Origin of the sequence: Sarcina sp. DSM 11001, assembly GCF_900101015.1 — a bacterium.
Classification (GTDB): Bacteria; Bacillota; Clostridia; order Lachnospirales; family Lachnospiraceae; genus CAG-791.
Window position 1 is genome coordinate 79,333 of sequence record NZ_FNFZ01000013.1, and the last position, 16,446, is coordinate 95,778.

The following is a 16,446-nucleotide window of genomic DNA, read 5'->3' on the forward strand; positions in this document are numbered from 1 at the left end:
ATGATTGCAGAGAGCAGTAAGCACGAAAAAGCATACTCAAGTACTGCAGCCGTGATCTGTTGATTGAAAGGAGAGAACCAACATGGCCAGTCTGGAACTGAAAAGAGAAATACAGGAAGCCCTGAAGAATACGACGCTCAGCAGGACGCTGGGCAACTTCTGTGCGGCCTATCCTGCCAAGAGGGCAAAATCCTATGAAGGCGTGGACTTTGAAGGCACAAGAGAGAAGATCAGGGAAGTCAAGGACTATGCAGCTGATCACATCGATGAGATGATCGAGAAGTTCACCAAGAACTGCACCGCACGCGGCGGACATGTCTACCATGCCACCAGCGCCGAAGACGCGATGGAGTATATCCGTGGACTCGTAAAGGAAAAGGGCGTCAAGACAATCGTCAAGTCCAAATCCATGTGCTCTGAAGAGATCCATATGAATAAGATTCTCGGCGCGGACGGCATAGAGGTACAGGAGACCGACCTGGGCGAGTTCATCATCGCTCTGGAAGGAAACACACCTGTCCATATGGTTATGCCTGCCCTTCACCTGAATAAAGAGCAGGTCGCCGATTACTTTACAGAATATACGAAAAAGAAAAACGAGCCCATCATCGCGGAAGAAGTCAAGACCGCGAGAGGGATCATGCGTGAGAAATTCATGCACGCTGACATGGGTGTTTCCGGCGCCAACGTCGCGGTAGCCGAGACCGGCACGGTCTTTACCATGTCCAACGAAGGCAACGGCCGTATGGTCGGAACGATCCCGAAGATGCATCTGTATGTCTTCGGTATTGAGAAATTCGTAAATAAGCTCACAGATGCGCGCCACATTTTCAGGGCCCTGCCCCGCAATGGCACAGGCCAGCGCATTACATCTTATATTTCCATGTACACGGGCGCTTCGGAAGTCACTCTGGATAAAGAGACCGACGAGAAGGGCAAGAAGGATTTCTACGCGGTCATCGTGGACGATCCCGGACGCCGCGCGATCCTGGCTGATCCCGATTTCCGTGAGATGTTCGACTGCATCCGCTGCGGCGCATGTCTGGACGTATGTCCCGCATTCTCCCTGCTGGGCGGCCACGTGTATGGCTCCAAGGTCTACACCGGCGGTATCGGAACTCTTCTGACCCACTTCCTTGTTTCCGAGGAAAGAGCGGACGAGATCCAGAACATCTGCCTGCAGTGCGGACGCTGCAAAGAAGTCTGCGGCGGCGGCCTGCACATTCCGGAGATGATCATGAAGCTGCGTGAGCGCAGCTATGCGTCAAATCCGAACCCTGTTTACAAGTTCGCCCTGGATGCGGTCAGCGACAGGAAGCTCTTCCACTCCATGCTGCGTATCGCTTCCGTGGCACAGGCACCGTTCACCAAGGGCACCAACTTCATCCGTCATCTGCCCATGTTCCTGTCCGGCATGACGGAGGGCAGAAGCCTGATGAGCATCGCGCCTGTACCTTTCCGCGATATCTTCCCGACCATTCAGCAGAATGTCGAGAATCCGAAGGGCAAGATCGCGATCTTTACCGGATGTCTGCTTGACTTCGCTTATATCGACATCGCCAAGGCGGTCATTGCCGACCTCAACTCGATCGGCTATGTGGTCGATATGCCTATGGGCCAGTCCTGCTGCGGCGCGCCGGCAACCTACATGGGCGACCGTGAGAACGCGAAGAAGACTGCGGAGCTCAATATCGAGGCTATGCAGGCGGATAAGTACGACTACGTCGTATCGGCATGTCCGACCTGCACACACCAGCTGCGTGAATACAAGCAGTTCTTTGAGGAAGGCTCCGATATGTACAAGAAGGCTGTGGAGCTCGGCGAGAAGTGCTTCGACTTCTGCAAGCTCTTCTATGATCTCGGCGGCCTGGCGGAGACCGGCGACAATACGCCGATCACCATCACCTATCATGATTCCTGCCACCTCAGGAGAGAACTGGGCGTCTTCAAGGAGCAGAGAGAACTTCTCACCAAGACCAACGGCATCAATCTGGTCGAGATGGTCGACTCCGATGTCTGCTGCGGATTCGGCGGAACCTACAGCATCAAGCTTCCTGAGGTCGCTGCACCGATCCTGGCCAGGAAGATCGAGCACATCAAGGATACCGGCGCTTCGCTCGTCGCTGTGGACTGCCCTGGATGCCTCATGCAGATTAGAGGCGGCATGGATGCTCATGACCTCCCGATCGAGGTCAAGCACACAGCCGTTATCCTGGCTGAGAAGCGCGGCCTGATCTGAGAACCGGCGGCAGAAGACCATCCTGCGGTCTGAGAGGACAGAGGGCACAGGTCTTCAAATCGCACAGGTTTTCATATTATAGATAGTACAGATGAATACTTCGACAAATACAAATACGGATACCGGGCAGGCAGGCACAGCGTTTCCTTCCGGAGCGCAGCCTGTGCCGTACAGGAGGATGACCGTTCTTGCGGCCTTCCGCCTGGCGGCGGTCCACACCTGGCCTGCCGCCATCTGTCCGGCCATGTTCGGTATCTTCTGGTGCCTGCACAGAGGGATCCCCATTACACTCGCCCAGTGTATCCTGCTGACAGCAGCCTGCCTGCTGTCCCAGTCGGCGGTCAACACACTCAACGACTATGCCGACTTCGTCAGCGGGGCGGACAGCGAGGAGGATAATGTGGAGGCCAGCGATTCTGTCCTGGTCTATAACCACATTGATCCGAAACATGCGCTCATCCTGGGCATCGGGTATCTCCTCAGCGCTGCAGCGTGCGGTGTAGCCGCCTCCTGGCATTCCGGTCCGGCGCCGTTTCTCGTCGGTCTGGCAGGTGCCCTGACGGTCATCGGCTACAGTGCAGGTCCCCTGCCGATCGCTTCCCTTCCTTTGGGAGAAGCCGTCTCCGGCTTTGTCATGGGCGGTCTGATCCCGCTGGGAACTGCAGCGGCGGCGGACGGAAGGTTCCACTGGGAGATCCTCCCGGAATGCCTGCCCCTGATCCTGGGAATCGCGCTGATCATGCTCAGCAACAACGGCAGCGATATTGAAAAGGATATCCGGTCCGGAAGGATCACGCTTCCGGCAGTTCTGGGACGTCCCCGCGCCCTGGGTCTGTACAGGGTCATGCTGGGGACCTGGATCGCGCTTCTGTGCATCCAGCCGCTCCTGCATCTGGGAGGTACAGGGGTCATCAGTATCCTGCTCACAGTGTCAGTCGGACACCGGCCCTTCTGGTTCCTGATCCGCGCGGGGCTCCGCCCTGAGGACAGGATCCGGCAGATGAAGAGCGTTGCCGGAGCCAACCTGATCGGAAATGGTTTTCTGGCAGCAGCCTATGCCCTGGCCTGGATCCGGATCATTGTCTCACAGGCAGGATGACCTTCCGGAATAAAACCCGGAGAACCAAAAGAGCTTCATTAAAGCAGATTTTGAAATGATAAACAGGGAAAAGAAAGAGCGCGTCTACAGTGTGTTCGAAACCATTGCGCAGCGCTATGACAGCGCGAATAACCGCATAAGCTTTGGAATGCAGAAGCGCTGGAAAAAGCTCCTGATCAGGAGAGTGCTGAAGACGGCAGGACCGGGGATGAAGGTCCTGGATGTCTGCTGCGGCACCGGCGATATTGCCATTGCCCTGGCAGGCAGAAGGCCTGACCTCGAGGTCACCGGCCTGGACTTTTCACCCGCCATGCTGGAGGTGGCACAGAATAAAGGCGAAGGGCTTGAAAACCTGCACTGGGTGCAGGGAGATGCTCTTGAGCTTCCTTTTCCCGATGGAATGTTTGCGGCGGCCTGTATCTCCTTCGGACTTCGCAACACAGCCGGATACGGTCGTGTTCTGGAGGAAATGTACAGAGTCACGGCGCCGGGAGGCAGAGTGTTCTGCCTGGACTCCTTTGTGCCGGATCACCCGCTGGTCGTACCTGCCTACAAGCTTTACTTCCGGCATCTGATGCCAATCCTTGGCGGCGGCCGCAGATACAGAAAACAATATGAATGGCTCTATGAGTCTACTCAGCAGTTTCCCGGGCGGAAAAAGATCATGAAGCTTTTTTCGCGGACCGGCATGGAAGAGGTGCAGAGCCGCAGCAGAATGCTCGGTGCCTGTGTGCTGATCGAGGGAAAAAAGCCGAAAGCAACTTAAGACCGAAACAGCAGCCGGCTATTGAGCTGGTTCAGGAAACATAGCAGCCTGTAGTTTAAAGAATGGAGAAAAAGAATGAGCGAAGAAAAATTTGACGCCATAATCGTAGGAGGCGGAATGGCGGGCGCAACCGCTGCGTATATTCTGGCAAACGCCGGGATGGAGGTCCTTCTGGCGGACCGCGGTGATTACTGTGGTGCCAAAAACGTGACGGGCGGACGTCTCTATGCCCACAGCATGGAGAAGGTTTTCCCCGGCTTTGCAAAGGAAGCTCCTGTGGAGCGTCTGGTCACGAAGGAAAAGGTTTCGCTGATGACAGAAAAGGGCTCGCTGGATATCGGCTACAGCTCCACTGATCTCGGTGCGGATCCGGACGGCGCGTCCTATACCGTCCTTCGTTCCAAATTTGACCAGTGGATGGCCGAGAAATGCGAAGAGGCGGGCGTTATGCTTGTCCCCGGAATCCGTGTTGACAGCTGTGTTGTCGAGGACGGCAAGGTAGTCGGTATTGATGCCGGCGGTGAGATCATGTATTCGGATGTTGTCATTCTGGCAGACGGCGTCAATTCCCTGCTGGCCCAGAGACTGGGCATGAAACAGGAGCTGACCCCCAAACAGGTGGCAGTAGGCGTCAAGGAAGTCATCCAGCTGGGCGAGGAGACCATCAACCAGCGTTTCGGCCTTCGCGGCGACGAGGGTATGGCCTGGCTGTCTGCGGGCGATGCCACCAACGGCGCTTTCGGCGGCGGCTTCCTTTATACCAACAAGGATACAGTGTCCATCGGTATCGTCGCGACTCTGGCGGACATCGGTTACCACAATATCTCTATACCGGAACTGCTTGACCGCTACAAAGAGCATCCGGCCATCGCGCCTTACCTCGAGGGCGGTGAGTCTATTGAGTACAGCGCCCACCTCGTTCCCGAGGAAGGAATCCACATGGTTCCCGAGCTCGTCCGCGACGGTGTCCTGCTGGCCGGCGATGCCGCAGGCTTCGTAGTGAACCTGGGCATGACCGTCCGCGGCATGGACTTCGCAGTAGAGTCCGGCCGCCTGGCCGCAGAGGCTGTTATCCGCGCCAAGGAAGCGGGCGACTTCAGCAAGGAAAGCCTGTCCTCTTATGTCGACGCGCTGGAAGAGAGCTTCGTCATGAAGGATATGAAGGCTCTCAAGGGCTTCCCGACCATCCTCTCCCGCAGAGAGGTCTTCAAGGACCTGCCCGAGATGGCGGACGATATCTGCAAGAAACTCTTCACTGTCGACGGCAAGCCCAGCATGGATTTCATCATGTACGTGATCAATTCTGTCACTGCCCACACCAGCGTAGAGCAGCTCACCAGCTTCGTTTCGGATATCATGGACGCAATGTGACAGGCGGACCCGCGGCAGCATCTTAGAAAATAGCTGCAGCCAGTGAGCTGCATGGAGGTATAGAAAAGATGGCAAGAATGAGTGTAGATGATAAGCTGGCGCTCAGCGTGTTCCACACGGATGAGGCCAATCCCCATATCGTCATAAATGAGGATTATGACAACGAAGAAGAGATCCGCAAGGTCGTTCTGGCCTGCCCTGCGGCCCTCTACCACTATGACAACGGAAAAGTGACGTTCAGCCATGAAGGATGTCTGGAATGCGGCACCTGCCGTGTCCTCTCCATCGGCAAAGTCGTCAAGAGCTGGGACCACCCCAACAGCACCTGCGGTGTCCAGTTCCGCCAGGGCTGACCGGCCTGCCATGGGCAGAGCCCGCCTGATCTGCCGGAGGTTTCTTAACGGATGACCGGTAAAAGACAGGAGGGATGTGACCGGGAATGACCGGGACCATGTAAATGAATCAAAGGCGGGTGATCTGTGCAGTCCGCAGGGACAGGCACAGGTCACCCGCCTTTAAGAACGGCCAATAAAATTTAAGAACAGTCTGGAAACCTTCAAAAACGTTCTGTAAACTATAAGAACGGATTGAAAGACCCTGAGAACGTTCTGTAAACTGTAAGAACGGACTGAAAAACCCTGAGAACGTTCTGTAAACTATAAGAACGGACTGAAAAACCAAAAACGTTCTGTAAATTATAAAAAAGACCTGTAAAAAGAAACTTTTAATAAGAAACTTTTGAAAAGAAGCTTTTGAAAAGAAATTTTCTCAGGAGAGAGAACACTGGCAGAGAATTTTATGGGAAAAATCTTTATTATCACAGGAAAGGGCGGAGTGGGCAAGACAAGTGTGGCCGCCGCCCATGCAGTGCGGTCCGCGGATGAGGGGATCAATACCCTTCTGATCAGCGCTGATATGGCCCATAATCTGGGAGACATTTTTCAGGTAGAAGCGGGAGGCAGCGTGAAGCAGATCGCCCCCTGTCTCTCCCTGCTGGAACTGGATCCCTACCTTCTGATGAAGGAGGAATATCCCGATGTCAACAAGGCGCTGGCGAATCTCTCCGGCAGCAGCGGCGCTGCGCTTTCGGAGGTCGCGGACAGCTATATGATCCCGGGGTTTGAGAACCTGTTTTCCCTTTTGAAGATACGGGACCTGTACAGGAGCGGAGAGTACGGCCGCATTATCGTGGACTGCGCTCCCACAGGGGAGACTCTGACCCTGCTCAAGCTCCCGGAGCTCCTCTCCTGGTATGTGGAAAAATTCTCCCCCGTAGGCCGCATGATCACCCGGATCCTGACACCGGTCGCAAAGCTCCGGTACCGCATGGACCTGCCGGATGGCAGAGCCATGGATGAACTGGGCAGGCTGTTCCGGGATCTGGTGAGCCTCCAGGAAATCCTGAAGGATCCGGAGATCTGCAGGGTCCGGCTGGTCTCGATCCCTGAGCGCATGGTGGTGGAGGAGACCCGCCGCAGCTATATGTATCTCAATCTCTACAACTACCCCGTGGATACTCTTTTTATCAACCGTATCCTGCCTGAAAACACGGGAAGCGACTTTATGGAGCACTGGAGGACAATCCAGACCAGGTATATCAAAGAGCTTGAGAGTGTGTTTACGGAGCTTCCTGTCTGCAGGATTCCCTGGTTTCCGATGGAGATCCGCGGCATGGAGGCGGTAAAGCACCTGTGTGCTTCAGCCCTGGGGGATGAAGACCTCTTTGACAGGTCTGTGCGCACTGACAATGAAGTCTATGAAAAGCTGGAAGGAGGAATCTGCAGCCTGACAGTCCGTATCCCGGGCGGGGAGAGAGAAGACGTACAGATTTTTGTCAGAGACATGGATGTGGATATCCGCATCCGCAATTTTATGCGCAGCATACCGCTGCCGGGCATTCTGCGCGGGGCCAGGATGACTTCCCATCAGATCAGGGACGGAGTCCTGACAATTTATCTCGCTCCGAAGCAGTAAAATCGAAGCCGGGTATCTGCAGAACCAGTGTCAGCGATCGCCAAGGCAGTCTATCACGCAGATATTTACGGAATCAATCGCAGATATTTGCGGAATCAATCGCAGATATTTACGAAATCGATTGCAGATATTTACGAAATCGATTGCAGACATTTGCGAAAGCAGTCACACAGGCGATTGCGAAAATAAATTACAAAGATAAGAAAACTACAACGATAAATACAAAGGAAATCATTCAGGCAGCCACAAGGGCATTCATCAGGAAGGAATGGATGGAGACGGATGAGGATCCTGATCTATACGGGAAAAGGCGGGGTCGGTAAGACGAGCATCGCCGCCGCGACCGCTGTGCGGATCGCGCAGGAAGGAAAAAAGGTTCTGATCATGAGTACGGACCAGGCGCACAGCCTGGGCGATTCGCTGTGCGCGGAGCTTGATACGGAAGCAAGGGAGATCTTCCCCGGCCTGGATGCCGTGGAGATCGATCCCGCCATGGAAAGCAGACGCGCCTGGGGAACTCTCCAGGAATATCTGCGGCAGCTCATTGCCCAGAAGGCCAATGGAGGGATCGAGGCGGATGAAGTCCTCCTGTTTCCCGGCCTTGAGGAGCTCTGTTCCCTGATCCGTATTCTGGAGGTTTACGAGGAAGGCCTCTACGACGTCCTGATCGTGGACTGTGCCCCTACAGGGGAGACGCTCTCCCTCCTGCGCTACCCGGAGCAGCTTTCCGTGCTCGCCGACCGCCTGCTGCCCATGGTGCGGGGCTTCACCAGTGTCCTGGGCGGGCTGATCTCCCGCAGGACCACTGTCCCGAAGCCGAGGGATCTGGTCTTTGCCGAATTTGACGCGCTCGTCAAGAGGCTCAATGCCCTGCAGAAGATCCTCCGCGACAGGGAAGTGACCAGCATGCGGATCGTGACGACTCCCGAGAGGATCGTCCTTCAGGAAGCGAGAAGGAGCTTCACTTGGATCTGCGAGTACGATTTTGGAGTGGACGCTGTCTGTATCAACAAGATCTATCCGGAAGAAGCCATGAAAGGCTGTTTTGACGGATGGAACCGCATGCAGGCTGAAAACCTCCAGCTGGCAGCAGAGAGCTTTCCGGGCCGCAGACATTTTTCCCTGCTCCTTCAGCCGGAGGAGATCCGGGGAGTGGAGCTGCTGGCCGAAGCCGCCCGGCAGCTTTACAAAGAGGAAGATCCGTCCCGGATCTTCTGTCGGGAGGAGGCTTTCCGCCTGACTTACGATACCGATACAGGCATCCGGCAGATGATCATCTCCCTTCCTTATGCCGATGAAAAGGAGATCCGGGCAGAAAAAGAGGGGGATGACCTCATCCTCTACGTGCGCAACGAGGTCAGGCGCCTGCGCCTTCCGGACCTTCTGTGCCGCAGGGAGCTGACTGAATACAGATTCGGACAGGGGGAGCTGACCCTGAGCTTTGGCTACGGATATCATAAATAAAAACCTGGAATCATAATTACTTCGTGTAAAAAACCGGGATCATATTACTTCGTGTAAAAAAAGCGGGATCATATCACTTCGCTTAAAAAACCGGGATCATAATTACTTTGCGTAAAGTTAAGAACGCATTCAGGAATAAACCTGAATGCGTTCTGCCTGTCTTTTATGGATTTCCGGTCTTCAGACTTTTTAGGTCTTCAGACTTTTTTGATTTTCAGACTTTTTTTGGTCTTCAGACCGGGAGGAGCCGTGAGGCTGTATTCTGCCAGATGTACTTCAGACAGTGCTGCAGATCAGTCTTCGTCTTCCAGAGAGTGCATCTTTTTGACCAGGACTCTCTGCTCATAGGAGGAGAAGATCTCATTGATGAATTTCCTGTCCGGAGCAGAGGTGAAAAGACTGACAACGGGTACGACGACGAGTCCGACCAGCATGGCTGCGGCGCCCGCATTAATGGGGGACTTGATGAAGTGCAGGAACATGTTGGAGACAGTGAGTCCGACACCAGTGATGTAGCTGGCCCAGACAGCCGCTCCGGTGATCCTTCTGGAGTACAGGCCGTACATGAAGGGAGCCAGGAAGGCACCGGCCAGAGCGCCCCATGAGATACCCATCAGCTGGGCGATAAAGGTGGGCGGGTTGAGGGCGATGACGACGGAAAGGATGATGAAGAAAGCGACCAGCACCCGCATGACGACGAGCTGGGTCTTTTCCGACATATCCTTGACGAAGGTCTCCTTCAGGAAGTCCAGCGTCAGCGTGGAGCTCGAGGTGAGGACCAGCGAGGACAGGGTGGACATGGAGGCGGAGAGCACCAGGACGATGACGATGCCGATCAGGAGATCAGGCAGGGTCGAGAGCATCTGGGGGACGATGGAGTCATAGGCGATGGTCCCGTCCGCCTTGTAGATGGCGGGGCAGTCAAAGAGGCGCCCGAAGCCGCCCAGGAAGTAGCAGCCGCCTGCGACGATCACGGCAAAGAAGGTGGAGACGATGGTTCCGGTCTGGACAGCTTTTTCATCGCGGATCGCATAGAATTTGTGTACCATCTGAGGCAGACCCCAGGTACCCAGGGAAGTCAGGACGACAACACCGAGCAGGTTCAGGGGATCAGGCCCGAAAAAGCTTGCCAGCAGACCCTGGCTGCCCTGCAGGGCGGGAACGGCCACATCGTCCGCGGGGATCAGGGAGAGCTCATGGATGGCATTGAGGAAACCGCCGTTCGTGTTGAGGACAGCGAGGATGACGGCACAGATGCCGAACAGCATGATGATGCCCTGGATGAAATCATTGAGCGCGGTAGCCATGTAACCGCCGACGATGACATAGACGCCGGTCAGGACTGCCATGACCAGAAGGCAGACGCTGTAGGGAATATTAAACGCCATCCCGAACAGGCGGGACAGACCGTTGTAGATAGAAGCGGTGTAAGGGATCAGGAAAATAAAGGCGATCGTACTGCCTGCGATCTGCAGGGACTTGGACTGAAAACGCTTGCCAAAGAAATCAGGCATGGTTCTGGAGTCCAGCTTCTGGGTCATGACGCGCGTGCGGCGGCCCAGAATGAGCCAGGCCAGGAGCGAGCCGATGAAGGCGTTGCCAAGACCGATCCAGGTGGAGGAGAGACCATATTTCCATCCGAACTGCCCCGCGTAACCGACGAACACGACCGATGAGAAATAGGAAGTGCCGTAGGCGAACGCCGTGATCCAGGGACCGACCTCGCGGCCGCCCAGCACGTAATCCGTGACATTACCGGCTTTACTGCGGCTATAGAAACCGACGCCGACCATGACACTGAAAAAGATCAGGAGCAGCAGGATTTTTAAAAACATGACAATTTTTCCCTCCGTTACGTTAAGATAAGGTTGATGTGCAAGGGACCGCAGGCGCCGGATGCTTTCGCACTTAAACGCTTAGACGCTTTAAAGTCCTGAAGCGTATTATATCTGTGCCCCACCCTCTTGTCAACAGATAATTGGATTATTTTCCGGCAGACTATTGGAACTAAAGACTGATAATTTACAAAGAAATTCAGCATCCTGGCCTGTTTTCGGTATATTTTTCTGTACGGTTCAGTTTATTTCATTAAGGACTTGAGAAAAAAACTCTGTCCCGTTATAATCCTTTCACCGAACTTTCACTGCAGTTCACTTTCACTGCATGATATATGTGGTTTTATTATTTTTTATTATTTTTAAGTAGTTTTATTTCAGATACGATCCCGCATCCTGCGGGTACAAATAAATGGAGAGAATATCATGGCTGTTTACAGCAGAGACAACAGTGACCGCGAAAATGATGAAAGACGCCGCAGAGGCGCTGGCTCCCCGTGGTATACGGGAAACAGCGGAGGGGCAGGAAGCCGCAGGCCGCAGGAACCCATGGAAATGTCTCTTGAGGATGAAGAGGACTACGAGGAGTATGTCCGTTCCAGAGAGAAAAGATACGGTTCCCGAAGCAGTGCTGTAGAGAGGGCGAGGGCAGCGAATTCAGCCCGCCGCATGGCGGACAGTTCTTCATCAGGCGGACCTTCGTCCGGCAGCCGCAGCGGGGACAATCGTATGGACCGCTCAGACGGCCGGGGCAGGTCCCGGCAGGAGCCGGTCATGGACCAGGGGCCTGAAAACGGCAGGAATGATCAGGGCGGTCACGGTCAGAATGATCAGGGGAGACAGAAAAAAAGAAAAGGCCCGGGTATTTTTCTGCGGATCTTATTTGTCCTGCTTCTGCTCGTATGCATAGTGGGAGGCTTTTTCTTTTTCAAAATGCGGAAAGTCCTGAATCTGCAGAGAGTAAATTCTGTGGATCTGGAGGAAACCTTAAAGCTGGGGATCTCACCGCAGGTCAAAAACAACGAAAAGATGAAGGGTTATAAAAATATCGCCCTGTTTGGCGTGGATTCCCGTTCGGGAGACCTGCTGGAAGGAGATAACCGCAGCGACAGCATGATGGTATGCTCTATCCATGAGGAGACAGGGGAAATCCGCCTCGTCTCTGTTTACCGCGATACGATCCTGGAAGTCGGCGACGGATATTATACCAAGGCGAACTCCGCCTATGCCCTGGGCGGTCCGGCACAGGCGATCAACATGCTCAATCAGAATTTTGACCTGAACATCGTCGATTTCGTGACCGTGGGATTCGAAGGACTCGCCCACACGATCGATGCCCTGGGCGGCATCGAGATCCAGATCGATGAGGAGGAGAGGGAATACCTCAACCAGTATGTCCATGACATGCATCTGGAGCTGGGGACAGAGGATACACCGGTCGAAGAGTCCGGCGCTGTTCTTATGAACGGGATCCAGGCCACCGCTTACAGCAGGATCCGCTACACGGCGGGAGATGATTTTAAGCGTGCCGAGAGGCAGAGGACAGTCCTGCAGAAGACGCTCGACAAGGCCAGGGAGTCAGGACCCACCGCCCTGGTGGCTGTCGCCAATAATGTTGTGGGGGACATGGCCACCTCTCTCTCCACGGCCGAACTGCTGAACCTGATCATGAAGGCGTCCAACCTGGAGCTTGCAGGCACCGGAGGCCTGCCCCAGGAAGAGTACCGGGGCTTTGGCAGCACCTACGAAGACGGCGAGTTCATCCTTCCGCTGGATCTGGAGGAAAACATCTGCTGGCTGCATTCCTTCCTGTTTGGAGAGGAAAATTACATTATTTCCGAAGAGGCGGCTGAGAGGAATGAATACATCCGGAACAACTTCCAGCCGTACTATTGAGTTTTTATTCTTTCAAAATACAGATCCAAATCATTTATGGAGAATAGATATTAGAAATTTGGAGTACAGATTCGGGAGCCTGGAGAACAGATTCAGGAGCCTGGATATCAGGTTTAGAAGCCTGGATAAAGAGCTGGCTGGACGAGATAAATGAGGTATCCAAATAAGATATAGAAGCTACAAATAAGATATAGAAGCTATAAGAAGCAAGAGAAGCGCCGTAAAGTATTTGATGCTTCCTCTGCCGCAGACAATAAAAAAGGATAGGGCCGGAATATGGGATTGACGATCAGTGAGTTTTACAGCAGGACGGGAGGAAACTATCAGGAGGTGATCAGCCATCTGGCTGATGAGAAACGGGTGGCCCGGTTTTTAAAGATGTTCCTGTCAGACCCGAGTTTTGAAAGTCTGGAGGAAGCTCTGGAACAGGGAAATGTACAGGAGGCCTTCCGCGCAGTGCATACTCTCAAGGGAGTATGTCTGAATATGGGATTTTCCGGACTGTATAAAGAGTGCAACAAAGTGACTGAGGATCTTAGGTCCGGAAATCTGGAGGCGGGAATGCAGAACATGCCTGCTCTGCGGCAGAGATACAGGAGTATTGTGGAGAGCATTGGGCAGCTTGATCAAGTTTGATCAGAAGCAGATGTTTATTAAAAATATATAAAAATTATATATTGTGGTTTTGAAATAATCTGCTACAATAGATTGCTGTAAGCTGAAGAGATGCTCCGGATCGTTTCTAACCTGTGTACATAAGCGGAGCAGGATCAGCTGCAGGTGTTTTATTGAAGCGGTATCCGCATCTGCTTCAGGCGGAGACCGCGGAGCAGGGCACCGTAGGTGCCGGCAGAGAAAGAGGTGTAAGTATGAAGGATTTTATGAATGAGTTCAAGGAATTCATCAGCCGCGGCAATGTCATGGATATGGCTGTTGGTATCATGATCGGCGGAGCTTTCACCGCGATCGTTACCTCCCTTGTCGAAGACATTATCAGCCCTATCCTGGGTGTTTTCGGCGGATTGAATTTTGACCAGCTCAAGCTCAGCCTGGGTGGTGAGGTCACACTCGCTTATGGTAAGTTTATCACAGCAGTGATCAATTTCCTGATCATGGCCTTTATCCTGTTCTCAATCATCAAGGCGCTGAACGCTGCGGCTTCCAAGGTGAAAAAGCCTGAAGAAGAGGCGGCTCCCACGACCAAGATGTGCCCTTACTGCAAGAGCGAAGACGTCGCAATGGGTGCGACAAAGTGCCCTCACTGCGCTTCTACACTGGAACTGTCCGAGGAAGAGATCCAGATGATCAAGGAAGCCGAGGAAGCAGCTGCTCAGGCGTGATCATTGTCCTGAGAACAGCTTTTTGAACCTGTTCCCAGAGTCTTGTGAAGACCTGCAGGACAGGACGGAAAAAACAGAAACGGGGATGACTGCTGCCATGCAGGCCGGCGGACATCCCCGTTCATTTTTATTATTCTATATTCTGGATTCTGGAAATTTATTATTCTATACTATTCTATACTCTGAAAACCCGGGCAAAAAAATATCCACAAGAACCAGACAGGATAAGAGCATCCGGGAAGGAACCAGACAGAAGAGGAACCAGACAGGATAAGAGCATCCGGGAAGGAACCGGACAGAAAAGGAACCAGACAGAAGAGGAACCAGACAGATGGGTAGTGAAGAGATCTGCACCGAAGGTGCTGAAGAAACCTGCATCCTGCAGAAACAGCTGGAGAAATATGCCTCACAGGACCTGTATCCCCTGCACATGCCCGGCCATAAGCGGCGCGTGCAGCCGGCCCCCGGACTGCCGTATGACTGGGATGTGACCGAGGTGCCCGGCACGGACGACCTCCATGATGCGCACGGGATCCTGGAGGAGGCCATGAAAAGAACGGCCGCCCTGTACGGGGCGGACAGGACCTGGTATCTGGTGGGCGGGAGCACCTGCGGCCTGCTGGCGGGGATCCGGGCTCTGACCGGCCGCGGGAGCGAAGTCCTCTGTGCCAGAAACTGCCATAAAGCCGTATTCCACGCGCTGGAGCTGTCCGGATACCGGGTGCACTGGATCATGCCGCCTATGGATCCGGAATGGGAGATCTGCGGCGGGATCCGCGCGGATCAGGTCCGCGCAATGCTCGCCAAACACCCTTCTGCCAGAGCTGTGATCCTGACCAGTCCGACCTACGAGGGCGTTTTGTCCGAAATAGAGGAGATCTGCAGTATCTGCCATGAAAAAAATATCCCTGTTCTGGTGGATGAGGCCCACGGTGCCCATCTGCTTCCCCAGTCCTGTCAGGCCGGCTTCCCTAAAGGAGCAGTCGCCTGCGGCGCGGATCTCGTGATCCAGAGCCCGCACAAGACTCTCCCGAGCCTGACGCAGACCGCTCTGCTCCATCTCAATGGAAAACTGGTCGACCCCGACCGCATTGAAAGAGAACTGGATATTTTTGAGACCAGTTCTCCTTCTTATCCCCTGTTGGCTTCTCTGGACGGATGTACCGGTATCCTGAGAAAGGAGGGCGCAGAACTCTTCGAAAAATGGAAGGAGAGACTTGCCCGCTTTGACGAAGCCGTCCATTCCCTTCAAAAGATCAGGATTCTGGGACATGGGAGTCAGTCCGCGGCTGTTAATGACCCTGGCAAGATCCTGATCAACACCCGCGGCGCAGGGATGACCGGACAGGAGGCTGCAGGTCTCCTGAGAGATCAGTTCCGCCTGGAGACCGAATATGCCCGCGGCTTCCACGTACTGGCAATGAGCAGCCCCTGCGACAGCGAGGATGCCCTTGACCGCCTTGCCGCAGCCCTTCTGGATCTGGATATGAAAGCCGCCGCGCCCGTTTCTGTTGAAAAAAACAGGACAGAAGGAACGCTCCCTGACATGCCTGCTGACAGAACAGAAGTTACACTGCCAGATATACTCGATGACGGGGCAGAAGATACGCCGCCTGGTATACTCGATGACGGGGCAGAAGATACGCTGCCTGATACTCCTGCCAACAGATTAGACAGTACAGACAGTACAGATGCCCTGTCGGTTCAGGAACTGCTCATGATCCGGCCTGTAACCGCCTGCACCATCGCCTGCGCGGCGGAGCAGGAAGCGGAGGAGGTTCCTATAACAGAGGCATCCGGCAGAATCTGTGCGGAATACCTGTATGATTATCCCCCGGGGATCCCCTTTCTCATCCCCGGAGAGTTCATCACCCGTAAGATCATGGAGATCCTGGAAAAAGAAACGGAGAACGGCAGAGCTTTTTATGGACATAGGGGGAGAGAGGGAGTCATCCTCTGCCTGCGCGAGTAAAGGCAGGCTGCTGTTGGTTTCCGGCGCACCCTGACCAATAACCTGCGCAGAGCCATGCTGCGTCAGTTCCGCTGATGGACTGCACACCGTGTAACAGATTTATTTCGAACTGGTCTGTGTATAAGAACATCCCGGCGACAGCGGCCACGGCAACAGTAGACCACAAGACGTTGACTTTTAGCGGGGTTATCCATATAATAATTCCAGTAAAGCATACATTTTATTCTTAATACATAGAGAGGAACCTGATATGAAGCATATCGTGACATTGGATACCCGTGATATGGCAAAGAGCGCTGTCAGCGGCGGCTGCGGCGAGTGCCAGACTTCCTGCCAGAGCGCCTGCAAAACCAGCTGCGGTGTTGCAAATCAGCCCTGTGAGAACAAGGACGCCGAGTAAGGAACTGTAGGATGGCAGACCCTGGAGAGGGTCTTTATCTGGAGACGCATATTATGCATACTATGGGCCATGCACTCGATGAGGGCATGG

The 16,446-nt window shown here is 54.1% G+C and carries 13 protein-coding genes; 12 read left to right on the top strand and 1 reads right to left on the bottom strand.

Translation table 11 applies throughout. From position 1 onward, the window contains the following. Positions 1-82 precede the first annotated feature (82 nt). The 7 genes from ldhH (at position 83) to BLT02_RS08670 (ending at position 8,913) form a co-directional block, all read left to right on the top strand. Positions 83-2,239 (top strand): L-lactate dehydrogenase (quinone) large subunit LdhH, encoded by a 2,157-nt coding sequence (ldhH, locus tag BLT02_RS08640; protein ID WP_092993823.1) that lies wholly within the window; start codon positions 83-85, stop codon positions 2,237-2,239. 91 nt (positions 2,240-2,330) lie between these two features. Next, the gene (locus BLT02_RS08645) at positions 2,331-3,338 is read left to right on the top strand and encodes a prenyltransferase (RefSeq protein ID WP_207649396.1); all 1,008 of its coding nucleotides are present in this window, start codon (positions 2,331-2,333) and stop codon (positions 3,336-3,338) included. A gap of 55 nt (positions 3,339-3,393) precedes the next feature. After that, positions 3,394-4,104 carry a ubiquinone/menaquinone biosynthesis methyltransferase gene (locus BLT02_RS08650; RefSeq protein ID WP_092993825.1) on the top strand — a complete coding sequence of 237 codons (711 nt, stop codon included), beginning with the start codon at positions 3,394-3,396 and terminating at the stop codon, positions 4,102-4,104. A 75-nt stretch (positions 4,105-4,179) separates the two neighbouring features. Continuing rightward, positions 4,180-5,475 carry an FAD-dependent oxidoreductase gene (locus tag BLT02_RS08655; RefSeq protein WP_092993828.1) on the top strand — a complete coding sequence of 432 codons (1,296 nt, stop codon included), beginning with the start codon at positions 4,180-4,182 and terminating at the stop codon, positions 5,473-5,475. A 68-nt stretch (positions 5,476-5,543) separates the two neighbouring features. After that, the gene (locus tag BLT02_RS08660; RefSeq protein WP_092993831.1) at positions 5,544-5,828 is read left to right on the top strand and encodes a ferredoxin family protein; all 285 of its coding nucleotides are present in this window, start codon (positions 5,544-5,546) and stop codon (positions 5,826-5,828) included. 445 nt (positions 5,829-6,273) lie between these two features. Continuing rightward, on the top strand, positions 6,274-7,449 hold the full coding sequence (locus BLT02_RS08665; protein WP_092993834.1) for an ArsA family ATPase: 1,176 nt from the start codon (positions 6,274-6,276) through the stop codon (positions 7,447-7,449). Positions 7,450-7,731: 282 nt separating this feature from the next. Further along, the gene (locus BLT02_RS08670) at positions 7,732-8,913 is read left to right on the top strand and encodes an ArsA family ATPase (protein ID WP_092993838.1); all 1,182 of its coding nucleotides are present in this window, start codon (positions 7,732-7,734) and stop codon (positions 8,911-8,913) included. Between the two features lie 293 nt (positions 8,914-9,206). Here BLT02_RS08670 and BLT02_RS08675 read toward each other — a convergent pair whose 3' ends face one another. Beyond that, the gene (locus BLT02_RS08675; RefSeq protein WP_092993841.1) at positions 9,207-10,748 is read right to left on the bottom strand and encodes a sodium:solute symporter family transporter; all 1,542 of its coding nucleotides are present in this window, start codon (positions 10,746-10,748) and stop codon (positions 9,207-9,209) included. Positions 10,749-11,174: 426 nt separating this feature from the next. On the opposite strand from BLT02_RS08675, the gene BLT02_RS08680 reads away from it, so the two are divergent. From BLT02_RS08680 to scfA, 5 genes are all read left to right on the top strand, one after another. Continuing rightward, positions 11,175-12,644, top strand: a complete 1,470-nt coding sequence (locus tag BLT02_RS08680) for an LCP family protein (RefSeq protein ID WP_092993844.1) — start codon at positions 11,175-11,177, stop codon at positions 12,642-12,644. Between the two features lie 276 nt (positions 12,645-12,920). Next, positions 12,921-13,280 (top strand): Hpt domain-containing protein, encoded by a 360-nt coding sequence (locus tag BLT02_RS08685; RefSeq protein WP_092993847.1) that lies wholly within the window; start codon positions 12,921-12,923, stop codon positions 13,278-13,280. 233 nt (positions 13,281-13,513) lie between these two features. After that, complete coding sequence (gene mscL, locus BLT02_RS08690; RefSeq protein ID WP_092993921.1) at positions 13,514-13,984, top strand: large conductance mechanosensitive channel protein MscL; 471 nt, start codon at positions 13,514-13,516, stop codon at positions 13,982-13,984. Positions 13,985-14,315: 331 nt separating this feature from the next. After that, complete coding sequence (locus tag BLT02_RS08700; RefSeq protein WP_092993852.1) at positions 14,316-15,956, top strand: aminotransferase class I/II-fold pyridoxal phosphate-dependent enzyme; 1,641 nt, start codon at positions 14,316-14,318, stop codon at positions 15,954-15,956. A 250-nt stretch (positions 15,957-16,206) separates the two neighbouring features. Continuing rightward, on the top strand, positions 16,207-16,356 hold the full coding sequence (scfA, locus tag BLT02_RS08705; RefSeq protein ID WP_092993855.1) for a six-cysteine ranthipeptide SCIFF: 150 nt from the start codon (positions 16,207-16,209) through the stop codon (positions 16,354-16,356). Positions 16,357-16,446: the final 90 nt, after the last annotated feature.

Bases quoted from the DNA above. Each gene is read 5' to 3' on its own strand.
- ldhH (WP_092993823.1), top strand. From the start codon at position 83: ATGGCCAGTCTGGAACTGAAAAGAGAAATACAGGAAGCCCTGAAGAAT.
- BLT02_RS08645 (WP_207649396.1), top strand. From the start codon at position 2,331: ATGAATACTTCGACAAATACAAATACGGATACCGGGCAGGCAGGCACA.
- BLT02_RS08650 (WP_092993825.1), top strand. From the start codon at position 3,394: ATGATAAACAGGGAAAAGAAAGAGCGCGTCTACAGTGTGTTCGAAACC.
- BLT02_RS08655 (WP_092993828.1), top strand. From the start codon at position 4,180: ATGAGCGAAGAAAAATTTGACGCCATAATCGTAGGAGGCGGAATGGCG.
- BLT02_RS08660 (WP_092993831.1), top strand. From the start codon at position 5,544: ATGGCAAGAATGAGTGTAGATGATAAGCTGGCGCTCAGCGTGTTCCAC.
- BLT02_RS08665 (WP_092993834.1), top strand. From the start codon at position 6,274: ATGGGAAAAATCTTTATTATCACAGGAAAGGGCGGAGTGGGCAAGACA.
- BLT02_RS08670 (WP_092993838.1), top strand. From the start codon at position 7,732: ATGAGGATCCTGATCTATACGGGAAAAGGCGGGGTCGGTAAGACGAGC.
- BLT02_RS08675 (WP_092993841.1), bottom strand. From the start codon at position 10,748: ATGTTTTTAAAAATCCTGCTGCTCCTGATCTTTTTCAGTGTCATGGTC.
- BLT02_RS08680 (WP_092993844.1), top strand. From the start codon at position 11,175: ATGGCTGTTTACAGCAGAGACAACAGTGACCGCGAAAATGATGAAAGA.
- BLT02_RS08685 (WP_092993847.1), top strand. From the start codon at position 12,921: ATGGGATTGACGATCAGTGAGTTTTACAGCAGGACGGGAGGAAACTAT.
- mscL (WP_092993921.1), top strand. From the start codon at position 13,514: ATGAAGGATTTTATGAATGAGTTCAAGGAATTCATCAGCCGCGGCAAT.
- BLT02_RS08700 (WP_092993852.1), top strand. From the start codon at position 14,316: ATGGGTAGTGAAGAGATCTGCACCGAAGGTGCTGAAGAAACCTGCATC.
- scfA (WP_092993855.1), top strand. From the start codon at position 16,207: ATGAAGCATATCGTGACATTGGATACCCGTGATATGGCAAAGAGCGCT.